Below are 10,909 nucleotides of genomic sequence, written 5' to 3'. Positions count from 1 at the left end.
ACACGGCAGTGCCGCTGCCTGCTGCTGATNACTCTAGAGGATCCCCATGAACAACAATAGTCAATGTGGGAAAATAAGACCCAGAGTGTCCTCAAAGAATGTAAGTTTAACTCAACCGCATATTCGTCCAATAGTGAGGGGAAAAGCAGGAAAACCAATAGAGTTTGGAGCTAAACTCTCAGTAAGCTGTGTAGATAACTATGTGTTTCTAGACAAAATAAGTTGGGAAAACTTCAATGAATCTTGTCATTTAAAAGAACAAGTAGAAAAGTATAAAGAAACGTTTGGCTATTATCCCGAATCCGTCCATGTAGATAAAATTTATCGAACTAGGGAAAACAGAAATTAGTGTAAGGAAAGAGGGATAAGAATCAGTGGTCCGAAGTTAGGAAGACCTCCGAAAAATGTCAGTGAAGAAGAAAAGAAACAAGCCCACTCCGATGAATGCTTCCGTAATGCTATTGAGGGAAAGTTTGGACAAGCTAAACGAAGATTTAGCCTAAATCTCGTGATGACAAAACTCCCTGAAACCTCCATTACATCTATTGCTATTACATTTTTAGTTGTCAATCTTTCTAAACTTCTGAGGCAGTTTTTGTCGCTTTTTTTGTCCTTATTTACTAATAATAGAACATAGGAACTCATCAAACCGCCTTTCATTAATTTTGATTATACTTTAAACAATTTTTATGTACTAAAACTTATTGATTTGTCAGAAAATTCTTGGTCAAAAGTGGCATAAATTTTGGAGAAACTTTTTCAGCAAACCCTAATTCTAATCTTCGACTAATCGAACTATTGCTCTCTCCTGATGCTGCGGCTAAGATTAGCTTGGCTCGTCTAACAAGGCGATAGGGGCTTGTTGTCCCTCTCACTATTTGTTGGAGTACTGTTTTCTGTAGGTTGGAGAGGTTAATTGGCAATGCTTTTATCATGGACATCAACTTCGAGATTCTTCCGTTAGTTTCATTGAAACACATTGTCGTGGCTAGTCACGAAAGTTTCTGTAAAAATCTGGTGGATTACTTTCGCCAAGCTGCAGTAGTAACATTAGCTAAATTTCTATAGATAAATTGACATAAACGGATGTTATCTTCTACTGCACCATTGCCCGATTTTCCAGCAACAAATAATTCAAGATCAGGTAAGCAAAAGGTATTTTGAACATCAATTAATAATAAAATTATTTTAGTTTTATCTTCTACTGATGAGGTAATTTGATACTTTTCTCGCCATTGTTTAGCCTCATTGGCACGTTTTTTATAAGGAACTCGCCAAAATTGGCTAACCTTTTCAGAGTCAAAAAAAGAAGGACTAGGTAAAGAGTTCATAATGTTTATTCATCTTATTCTAAGATAACAATTTAATCATTTGTTTTGCTTTCCTGTTGTCTTTTTTGATATTCTATAATTCCTTGACGGAAACCCAGGGCAACTAAAATATTAGATAAAGTTAAGAAAGATTCTGCACTACCATGTAACCAATCAACATTAGCTAATTCTGCCCCATAGTGAACCCTAGCATAAATTCCGGCAGGAATAGTCACAGCCACAAAGATCAATAAAACACAGAAACCAATTAAAGCTAACCGAGGGGTTTCTTGAGAACGAGAGAGAAACCATAAAAACCCTAAATAGGGAAATAAAGAAACAGCAAAAAGATTGTCTTTAGAAAACATCTAAAATCAGCTAGTATAGATTATGCTTTAGTTTATCACATCTAGATTCTCTTGAACCCTCTCAGAAGGTGCGATCGCAGAAATACCAAGCAATGAAGGTATCTTTAATTGTCATTGTGTGGTTACCAGGAATCTCATTAACTTCAAATATCACAATGGGTACTGTTCTAAGAATATTAGGGCATTTTTGGTTTATAATCAGGAAAAAGGATTATCAAAAGCGAGCTTAAAAATATGCCTGATATTGTTGATATTGCCGTGAATACAGAAGGATTTGAAACCCTAGTTACTGCGGTTAAAACAGCTAACTTAGTAGATGCTTTAAAAGGGGAATGTCCTTTTACTGTTTTTGCCCCAAATGATGCGGCCTTTGCTAAACTGCCCCCAGGAACCATTCAAACATTAGTTCAGAATGTACCTCAACTAGCCCGTATTTTAACCTATCATGTAGTTGCCGGTAAATTAATGAAAGCAGACTTAGCTAAAGTTAATTCTGTTATTTCTTTAGAAGGTTCTCCTATTACTATTGATTGTTCTGATGGTTTTGAAGTTAAGAATGCCACCGTAATTGCTGCTGATATTGAGGCAGATAACGGGGTCATTCATGTCATTGATAATGTTATTTTAATGGGTTAATTAAATGTCGGCACTGAAGAACCATAAGAAAGGGAGCAGCATCAACCCTCTCTTATCAGTGATCATTTGAGCGAAAAAATCTTAAAATAATCTAAATAGCACTAAATTGTATTCCTATGTTTAATTGGTTTCACCGTAAGACTAAAAAAGCAGATTCCGAAGCAGTTTCAGAACCCACCGAACAGGTAACAACCCCTGAAACTGAGACTTCTAGCCAAGAAACCACCCAAGAAGATTATTTAGCTTGGGCAAAAACTGCTTATAAAAATATTCAACAAGGTCAGCCATCCACAGAAACCCCTCCAGAAACCACACAAGAGGACGTTACTCCTGATATTGAACCAGAAACCCTAGAAGTTGCTGAACCTGTCACAGAGACTGAAACAGAGCAAGTTCCGGCCTGGATGAAAAAATCCGATCGCTTAGAGGCTCTCAAAGAAACGGCGATGGAAACGGCAACGGTTGAAGACACAACCCCCTTAACCTTCGATGAAGAGTTTGTTTGGTCTGCTAAAGTATTAGCTGCACAAGGCCGGGCCCCTGATGATGTTTCCCAAGAAGAAATTAATTGGTTAAAACGCCTACGTCAAGGGTTAGGAAAAAGCCGTCTTGGTTTGGTCAACCAACTTAAATCTATTGTTGGTCAAGGGCCTCTCAACGAAGATGCTGTCATGGAGATCGAAGCCCTCTTATTACAAGCGGATACCGGCCTCGAAGCCACAGATTACATTATCTCTACCCTACAAAATAAACTCTTAGAAGAGGCTTTGCCCCCAGAACAAGCATTAGAATACCTGAAAAGCATTTTACGGGAAATTTTAGACCGTCCTTTGCAAAAAGTAGTTAATCCCGGTTTTGCCCCAGAAAAAGATGTTTTGAATATCTGGCTATTAACAGGGGTCAACGGTGCAGGGAAAACCACTACCATCGGTAAATTATCCCATTTAGCGCAACAATCTGGCTACAATTGTATCATTGCTGCTGCTGATACTTTTAGGGCGGCTGCGGTTCAACAAGTGCAGGTTTGGGGGGAAAGAACTAACACCCCTGTTATTGCTAACCCTGGCAAAAATACAGACCCGGCAGCAGTAGTATTTGATGGTATTTCTGCTGCACAGGCCCGTCAAGCTGATTTATTATTAGTAGATACCGCAGGAAGGCTACAAAATAAAAAGAATTTGATGGCAGAGTTAGCAAAAATTCGCCGTATTATTGATAAGAAAGCAGAGAAAGCACAGGTGGAATCTTTGTTAGTTTTGGATGCAACTTTGGGACAAAATGGCTTACGTCAAGCTCAAGTTTTTTCTGAAGCAGCTAATTTAAGCGGAGTGGTTTTAACAAAATTAGACGGAAGCGCAAAAGGAGGGGTTGCTTTAGCTGTTGCCAAACAATTAGATTTACCTATTCGTTTTATTGGTGTAGGAGAAGGAATCGAAGATTTACGACCTTTTTCTAGTTATGAGTTTGTTGAGGCTTTATTGAATGAATAAATGAATCCCCCAAGTTTAGCACTTGGGGTAGTTTATTAATTCTAGTAAACAACTATATAAATTAAGCAACCTATGTATCAATAAATAAATCAAACCTAAAGATAATCAAGTATTCAACAAATAGCTTTAGGAAAAATGGCTCTACCTAACTTGATATGGTAAAAATCGCTCAAACCCTAACTATTAAAACCTCAAATACTTGCTAAATGAGGCTTTCAGGATGTTTTTTTAAATAGTTTTACATTACATTCAGCTAAAATATTATTGCCTGGAGTGGAGTCAGGGTCGGTTTGATCTACTGCGATTATCTCCGCACTATTCGTAAAACTACCAGCTACATCAACTGTAGCCACAATATCGAGGGATGTTGTAATTCCATAATAATAAATAAAACCAAGCTGTAAAAATAACATTTTTTCACTTTATTTCATTTCCCTCTAGAATTTACACAAATACAGTGAATAAGGTATTTATTAAAATATTATTTATATTCAATCTTTTCTCTAAAATTCAAAAACATCATTGCACCCAATATAAACGCACAAATTCCAGAAGTTACAGCAATAGGTAACGTATCCAAATGACGCATCATAATAGCAACTAAAGCCCAAATAAAAACACCACAATAAACTTTATCTTGTCGAGTAACTCTGATAAAAATACCCACAATAGCTGCAACAATAATCATAATTGTTGTCCAAACCACATCAGACAAACCAAACCCGTTCCATTCTATCCAATATAATGCTGAGGCAACATTAAGAATAGTAGCAACTGTAATCCAAGCAAAATAAACACTGATAGGAAAATTAACTAACCATTTGTGTTGCTTTGCTCGATATTTCAAAGAGATATTTAACTCTAAATAAACTAAAACCAAAGGAATCAAAATAGCCACCATTGCTACAGTTGAAAGGACAAATAAACGGGACAAAAATAAGAAAACCCAGACAATTTGCGCCAGACTACTAATAACTAAATAGTAACCTATCTTCTGTAAGTAATCATTATTTCTATTTTTAGGAAAAGCTTGATAAACTCCTAAACTAATTAAACCTAAATAAATCAATCCCCAAATAGCAAAAGCATAACTTTTAGGAGTAATCAAAACATCTTTAAAAATTTCATTGGAAATTTCACCAATGGTTAAGCCATTGATGGGGGAAATATTAGCTAATACATTAGTAAAAAAAGTAGCTAAAATAGACAACAAAGTAGCCCATTGTCTGACAACGTTTTTATCTAATTTCATAATTAATAACTTCAACAAATGTAAATAGAAAAAAGTAGAAGTTGAGAATTAAACTAAACTCTCAACCTCTCTAAACGTTAACATTAATTTCTAAAATAGACTATCAATCTAAGAAGGTTTCGGATAACTTCTTGCATAGTAATCTGAGGCAACCACCTCCAAAACCTCTCCAGCCCCTAAAAGGGGATAAATACAATTAAGACGATTTTCCCAGACAGTATGGGCAATATCATAATCAGGACAGCTAACGCGGTAGGTATTATCAGACACTACCGATAAGCGACAACCTCTGGGAAGTAGTATAGATAATAATAACTGAAGACTCTGGGGACCTAATACATTGGAATCCATAATACAAATTTTTAATATTTTCTTAACACTTGCATTCTATTGTACAAGGTAACGTCACCAATATCACACTTGAGCCATGATTTTTCTTTCGCGAAGACTTCATTAGCAGCAAAAGGTCTCTTCTCTGATAAAATCAGTGTAGGAACTTGTGTCGAGAAATACCCCCGAACTCAAAATAGTTGACATTTTAATAGAACCTAATGAGCAAAAACGAACGTCGAACTTTTTTATTAGACTTTGAGAAACCATTATGGGAATTGCAGGCCCGCATCGAACAAATTAAGGAATTGGCCGAGGAAAATAATGTTGATGTCTCTGAACAAATTACTCAACTAGAAACTAGAGCAGAAAATCTCAGGCAAGAAATTTTTAGCAATCTCACCCCCTCTCAACGTCTCCAATTGGCTCGTCATCCTCGTCGTCCTAGTACCTTAGACTATATTCAGGCAATTGCCGATGAATGGTTTGAGTTACACGGCGATCGCGGGGGCTATGATGATCCGGCCCTAGTGGGAGGCATCGCCCGTCTGGGAGGTCGCCCGGTAGTAATTCTCGGACATCAAAAGGGAAGGGATACCAAGGACAATGTGGCGAGAAACTTCGGAATGCCAGCACCAGGGGGCTATCGCAAGGCCATTCGCTTAATGGAACACGCTAACCAGTTTTCTATGCCTATTTTGACCTTTATTGATACTCCTGGTGCTTGGGCTGGTGTAGAAGCCGAAAAACTCGGCCAAGGAGAGGCGATCGCTTTTAACCTCCGTCAAATGTTTAGTTTTGATGTCCCCATTATTTGCACTGTGATCGGAGAAGGGGGATCAGGAGGGGCCTTAGGCATCGGCGTGGGGGATAAACTACTCATGCTCGAACACTCTGTTTATACTGTGGCTACCCCAGAAGCTTGTGCCGCCATTCTCTGGAAAGATGCTAAAAAATCCCCTCAAGCTGCGGTTGCCCTGAAAATTACCGCTAACGATCTCAAAGGACTGGGGATCATTGATACTATTATTCCAGAACCATCAGGAGCAGCACACACTAACCCCCTAGAAGCAGCAGGAATTCTTAAGGATAATCTACTGAATATTTTGGAAGATTTAGCCAGTTTAACCCCAGAAGAACGAAAAAAACTGCGTTATGACAAATTCCGCCAAATTGGAGTTTTTATTGATTCCCAGGCAACCGTTGCCGTTCACTCTTGACGGTCTCAGCTAAGAATGGACCAGAAGATGTTATACTAATCTAGGTGAACTTTTGTAACCAAAAGTAAGAACTGCCGTAGATTTCCCTAACACTTTACCTCAGAGCAGCCCCAACCAGAAAAACTAGCAATTTTCTGGGCAAACTGTGGGATAATTTTACCATGTCAGTTCCCTAAAGCTGACGTTAAACAGTTGCCAACTATCTACGACGCTCTCCAAAGTGTTGAGATTTCAATGATAGAAAATAGAATATATCATGGATTTTTCCCAAAGTCAAGCAAATGCCATCATTACTGGAGCAAGCAGTGGTATGGGCAAAGCAACTGCTCTAGCTTTTGCTAAAGCAGGGATCAATGTAGCCTTGGTAAGTCGTTCCCTAGATGCTCTAGATACGGTAGCTCAAGCTTGTACCCAACAAGGAGTAAAAGCTAAACCCTATGTTATGGACTTAAACGAGTTAGCCAAGATACCAGGGACCATTCAGGAGATTGTAGCTGATTTTGGTAACATCGACATTATAGTTAATAATGCAGGAATGGGCTACACCAATTTGCTAAGGGAGACTCCTTTAGCAGACTGGCAGCAGGTTATCAATTTGAATTTAACCAGCGTTTTTCAATGTGTACAAGGGGTATTACCCCAGATGAGAGAGCGCAAACAAGGAACCATCATTAATGTTGCTTCCATTGCAGCCACTCAAGCATTTCCAGAGTGGGGGGCTTATTCCGTGAGCAAAGCGGCTTTACTGTCTTTTTCTAAAGTATTAGCAGTGGAAGAACGGAGTAATGGTATTCGTGTAGTTGCCATTTCCCCTGGTTCTGTTAATACCCCGATGTGGGACACAGAAACAGTACAAGCTGACTTTGAGCGCAGTGCCATGTTAACCCCAGAACTGGTGGCGCAAACTATCCTTCAAGCGGCTTTACTCCCAGCCGAGGCCGTCATTGAAGATTTGACCATTTTACCGAGTGCTGGAACCCTTTAATCCCAAGATCAGCGTTTTTATTACCATGACAATAGCTTCCACCAACGCTCCCAACCTTCGTCAGTCTAATGGTTCTGACTTGCTTAACCCCGATATAGTTGAACAGGTTGTAACCACTAGACTCGATCGCAACACCCATGATGGACAAGAAGCGAAAATTCAACCCACTTCTAATGATGAAAGCATGGATAGAATGGAAGAAGCGGTTTACACCATGCTAGAAGAATTGGGTGAAGATCCTGAGCGTGAAGGGTTACTCAAGACCCCGAAACGGGTAGCAGAGGCCATGAAGTTCCTGACCCAAGGCTATAATCAGTCTCTAGAAGAGTTGGTTAATGGAGCCATTTTTGATGAAGGACATAACGAAATGGTGTTGGTGCGAGATATCAATTTCTTCAGTCTCTGCGAACATCATATGTTACCTTTTATGGGACAAGCTCATGTAGCTTATATTCCTAACCAGAAGGTGGTCGGGTTAAGTAAGTTAGCTCGTATCGTTGAAATGTACTCCCGTCGTTTACAGGTACAAGAACGTCTCACTCGTCAGATAGCCGAAGCTATCCAAGAAATTTTAGAGCCTCGTGGCGTTGCTGTGGTGATCGAGGCTAGTCATATGTGTATGGTAATGCGTGGGGTGCAAAAACCTGGCTCTTGGACAGTTACCAGTGCCATGCTTGGTGAATTTGATGAAGAACAAAAAACCCGTGAAGAGTTCCTCAACCTTATTCGCCATCAACCAAAACCCTTTTAGAACAACTTAAGTTGAGCAACTAGGGGTCAACAGTTGTTGACCCCTAAATAGTAAGTTTAGCTAACACCAACGTTGGAGGAAGCATAAACAGCAACAGTAAACACACCAGCAAGTAATAAGACAGCTGCAGCACCAAATATAATGTAATTACGTTTTTGAGAGGCACTGGGTGGCTCAGCTTCATAAACTTTAGGTTCTGCTGCAAAATTGTTTAAACGTCCGCCTTCTTCTGTGGTATAGGGCATAAAAAGTCCTCTTATATGCTTTTTGTAATTTTAAGTTGTTACCCCCCCAATATAATATAAAAAAACTTTACAAACAAGGGGAAGTTGCAAGAAATCAACTCAAACTAACCCCTAAACCCTAGCACAACAGCTTTCAGTAGGTTGTATTAATTTTTACTTATTCCCCGTCAAAGTACGTATTCTTATCTGAGCAAAGATCGCCAAAAATCCGTAGATTTACGGCAACTTTTATAATCTTTATGAGTTACCCTATATGTTATCCCTAGTCACCACTTATTTTCAGGGATGACATTAAAGTTGTTATCATGGGATTGATTGTATCACCTTTGCTTTTTTGGTTCATAATTTCTGCTAATGAAATCTCCGTTTCCTTCTCGTTCTTTAGCGTTTTATCTTCCTCTTATACTCAGTGTTTTTATAGGGGGAAGCATCTCTATTATTGTTACTTTTATCCATTGGTCTTCAGAAGCTTATAGAGTTAAGACAAATTTTGAAAAACAAGGAGATAATCTAACTGAACATTTACAACAACATATTCAGGAATATACCAATATTACTCAGTCCTTAGGTGCATTTTACGAGTCTTCTGATCAAGTTACTCGGAAAGATTTTAAGCTTTTTACTCAACATTTTTTGGATGAAAATTTAGGAATTTTAGGTATGGCTTGGTCCGCTAGAATTTCTCAACAAGAACGCTTAAATTACGAAAAAAATGATAATATCGGGATTTAGTAACTTTAAAATTTGGGGTAAAGATAAAAATGTAGTGAATAATAAAACAGAATATTTTCCTGTAACCTATGGGGAACCTCAACAACTTTATCGCTCAGTAGTTGGACTAGAATTAAGTTCTAGCAAAGTTCTCAATAGTCCATTAGAAAAATCAAGAGATACAGGAGAAATGACCACAAGTCAGCCTTTCACTTTGATTACTGGAGGACATGGTTTTATGTTATATTATCCTGTTTATGAGCGAGAAAGCAACCCACAAACTATTCAAGAGCGTCGTCAAAAATTTAAGGGAGTTGTCTATACGGTATATCGAATTGAAGATTTAATAACAAGGATTGTTAATCATACATCCGTTTCTGACTATAGTTTTTTTATTAGTGATACAGATACTATAAGCGATAATAGTCTCATTTTTGCTCTTGATGCTGAGACTAAAAAAGTTAATATTTCGACAACTATTCCTTTTTCTATTCCCTTAAGTTGCGAAACATTATTACCCTGTCAAAGAAAACTAATGATCGCTGATGATTCATGGTTTCTGACAATTATTCCTGAAGATAATCAGTATATTATTGTAATAGAATCTATGTTGCTTTTGCTATTAGGATTAGGAATAACCACATTAATAACAAATTATTTATGGAAAACCTTGTCAGAAAAAAAATCATATTGAACAAGTAGTTAAAGAAAGAACAAATGCTTGGCTGGAGAATACCGAAAACTTAGAAAAAAGAATCGATAAAAGAATACAAGAATTAAAAAATGCCAATGAAGAAAAAACTCAAATTTTAACTCAAATGAACTATGAATTACGACTTCCTTTGAACAATATTTTAGGATTCTTGGAACAAAGTAGTTATGGCAATAGTTTGACTCAAGAGCAAAAAGATAACGTTTATTATATACAAAAAAATAGTCAACATTTATTACAATTATTGAATAAAAACTTCTATTTTTCTAAGCTAATATCAGGAAAAATATCTATTCAGAGGAATATGGTTATTTTAGAGAATTTAGTAAATTCTATTTCTCGACAGTTTGAGGAAGAAGTTAAAAGAAAAAAACTCAAGTTAAATTATTATATTGAACCAGAAATTTCTCGATATATAAAAATTGATGAAACTAAACTAAGAACAATTTTAGTTAACCTTTTAGATAATTCCATAAAGTTTACGGATCAAGGTATGATTACTATAAAATTATTTTGTGATAATCAAGCTTGGCTGAGTGATAATAATACGGATAGTCTTGATCAAGAAAATCTTTGGATTGAAATAGAAGATAATGGCAGTGGTATTGCTCCAGACATTCAAGATAAAGTTTTTGAACCTTTTTTTCGGGTGAATAAGAAACAAGGGTTTGGCTTAGGATTATCTATTACATCTCAATTAATTAATTTAATGGGAGGTAAAATCTATCTAAGCAGTCAATTAGGGAGGGGAACAATCATTCAATTTTATTTACCATTTACTATTCCTAAAACAGAAGAAATTAGGACAAATAACCAACACCAAACCATAGTAAGTTTGGCTAACAATGAACCGAATTATCGCATTCTAGTGATTGATGACCAGCAGGAAAATCGAGAGT

Annotated in this window: 14 protein-coding genes and 2 pseudogenes; 9 read left to right on the top strand and 7 right to left on the bottom strand. The window is 37.3% G+C overall.

The annotated features are described in order from the left end of the window. A pseudogene (locus tag CWATDRAFT_RS26055) lies at window positions 1-742 on the top strand (transposase); the annotation flags it as partial. A gap of 28 nt (window positions 743-770) precedes the next feature. Here CWATDRAFT_RS26055 and CWATDRAFT_RS26050 read toward each other — a convergent pair. From CWATDRAFT_RS26050 to CWATDRAFT_RS26040, 3 genes and pseudogenes are all read right to left on the bottom strand, one after another. After that, window positions 771-980 (bottom strand): annotated as a pseudogene (locus tag CWATDRAFT_RS26050) (hypothetical protein); the annotation flags it as partial. Between the two features lie 42 nt (window positions 981-1,022). After that, window positions 1,023-1,331 carry a hypothetical protein gene (locus CWATDRAFT_RS26045; protein ID WP_007307803.1) on the bottom strand — a complete coding sequence of 103 codons (309 nt, stop codon included), beginning with the start codon at window positions 1,329-1,331 and terminating at the stop codon, window positions 1,023-1,025. Between the two features lie 32 nt (window positions 1,332-1,363). Next, window positions 1,364-1,678, bottom strand: coding sequence for a DUF3593 domain-containing protein (locus CWATDRAFT_RS26040; protein WP_007307802.1), 315 nt, complete (start codon window positions 1,676-1,678; stop codon window positions 1,364-1,366). A gap of 234 nt (window positions 1,679-1,912) precedes the next feature. Between CWATDRAFT_RS26040 and CWATDRAFT_RS26035 the strand changes: the two genes are divergently transcribed. Next, the gene (locus tag CWATDRAFT_RS26035) at window positions 1,913-2,314 is read left to right on the top strand and encodes a fasciclin domain-containing protein (protein WP_007307806.1); all 402 of its coding nucleotides are present in this window, start codon (window positions 1,913-1,915) and stop codon (window positions 2,312-2,314) included. Window positions 2,315-2,430: 116 nt separating this feature from the next. Continuing rightward, window positions 2,431-3,804, top strand: coding sequence for a signal recognition particle-docking protein FtsY (gene ftsY, locus CWATDRAFT_RS26030; protein ID WP_007307807.1), 1,374 nt, complete (start codon window positions 2,431-2,433; stop codon window positions 3,802-3,804). Between the two features lie 215 nt (window positions 3,805-4,019). Here ftsY and CWATDRAFT_RS26025 read toward each other — a convergent pair whose 3' ends face one another. From CWATDRAFT_RS26025 to CWATDRAFT_RS26015, 3 genes are all read right to left on the bottom strand, one after another. Then, the gene (locus tag CWATDRAFT_RS26025) at window positions 4,020-4,217 is read right to left on the bottom strand and encodes a hypothetical protein (RefSeq protein WP_042712457.1); all 198 of its coding nucleotides are present in this window, start codon (window positions 4,215-4,217) and stop codon (window positions 4,020-4,022) included. Between the two features lie 68 nt (window positions 4,218-4,285). Next, window positions 4,286-5,056, bottom strand: a complete 771-nt coding sequence (locus CWATDRAFT_RS26020; RefSeq protein ID WP_007307801.1) for a hypothetical protein — start codon at window positions 5,054-5,056, stop codon at window positions 4,286-4,288. 108 nt (window positions 5,057-5,164) lie between these two features. After that, the gene (locus tag CWATDRAFT_RS26015; RefSeq protein WP_021836678.1) at window positions 5,165-5,407 is read right to left on the bottom strand and encodes a hypothetical protein; all 243 of its coding nucleotides are present in this window, start codon (window positions 5,405-5,407) and stop codon (window positions 5,165-5,167) included. A 200-nt stretch (window positions 5,408-5,607) separates the two neighbouring features. Here CWATDRAFT_RS26015 and accA point away from each other — a divergent pair, with 200 nt between their 5' ends. The 3 genes from accA to folE all read left to right on the top strand — a co-directional run bounded on the left by accA (window position 5,608) and on the right by folE (window position 8,342). Beyond that, window positions 5,608-6,606 (top strand): acetyl-CoA carboxylase carboxyl transferase subunit alpha, encoded by a 999-nt coding sequence (gene accA, locus CWATDRAFT_RS26010; protein ID WP_007307808.1) that lies wholly within the window; start codon window positions 5,608-5,610, stop codon window positions 6,604-6,606. 256 nt (window positions 6,607-6,862) lie between these two features. Next, window positions 6,863-7,591: an SDR family oxidoreductase gene (locus CWATDRAFT_RS26005; RefSeq protein ID WP_007307809.1), complete on the top strand. Its 729-nt coding sequence runs from the start codon at window positions 6,863-6,865 to the stop codon at window positions 7,589-7,591. A 25-nt stretch (window positions 7,592-7,616) separates the two neighbouring features. Beyond that, on the top strand, window positions 7,617-8,342 hold the full coding sequence (gene folE, locus CWATDRAFT_RS26000) for a GTP cyclohydrolase I FolE (RefSeq protein WP_007307810.1): 726 nt from the start codon (window positions 7,617-7,619) through the stop codon (window positions 8,340-8,342). A 56-nt stretch (window positions 8,343-8,398) separates the two neighbouring features. Here the strand turns inward: folE and psb34 are convergent, their stop codons facing one another. Next, complete coding sequence (gene psb34 / locus CWATDRAFT_RS25995) at window positions 8,399-8,587, bottom strand: photosystem II assembly protein Psb34 (protein ID WP_007307800.1); 189 nt, start codon at window positions 8,585-8,587, stop codon at window positions 8,399-8,401. Window positions 8,588-8,941: 354 nt separating this feature from the next. Between psb34 and CWATDRAFT_RS40565 the strand changes: the two genes are divergently transcribed. The 3 genes from CWATDRAFT_RS40565 to CWATDRAFT_RS40555 form a co-directional block, all read left to right on the top strand. Further along, on the top strand, window positions 8,942-9,319 hold the full coding sequence (locus CWATDRAFT_RS40565) for a CHASE domain-containing protein (protein WP_007307811.1): 378 nt from the start codon (window positions 8,942-8,944) through the stop codon (window positions 9,317-9,319). Further along, entirely contained in the window at window positions 9,300-9,992 is a 693-nt protein-coding gene (locus CWATDRAFT_RS40560) for a CHASE domain-containing protein (protein ID WP_007307812.1), read from the top strand. Before CWATDRAFT_RS40565 ends, CWATDRAFT_RS40560 begins: the two co-directional genes overlap by 20 nt. A 124-nt stretch (window positions 9,993-10,116) precedes the next feature. Then, window positions 10,117-10,909: sensor histidine kinase (locus CWATDRAFT_RS40555; protein ID WP_232287206.1), on the top strand; the 793-nt coding region annotated here is incomplete at its 3' end.

It is taken from the genome of Crocosphaera watsonii WH 8501, assembly GCF_000167195.1.
GTDB lineage: Bacteria > Cyanobacteriota > Cyanobacteriia > Cyanobacteriales > Microcystaceae > Crocosphaera > Crocosphaera watsonii.
Note: the sequence above shows the minus strand (reverse complement) of the source record. Positions and strands in the feature narration are given on the sequence as shown.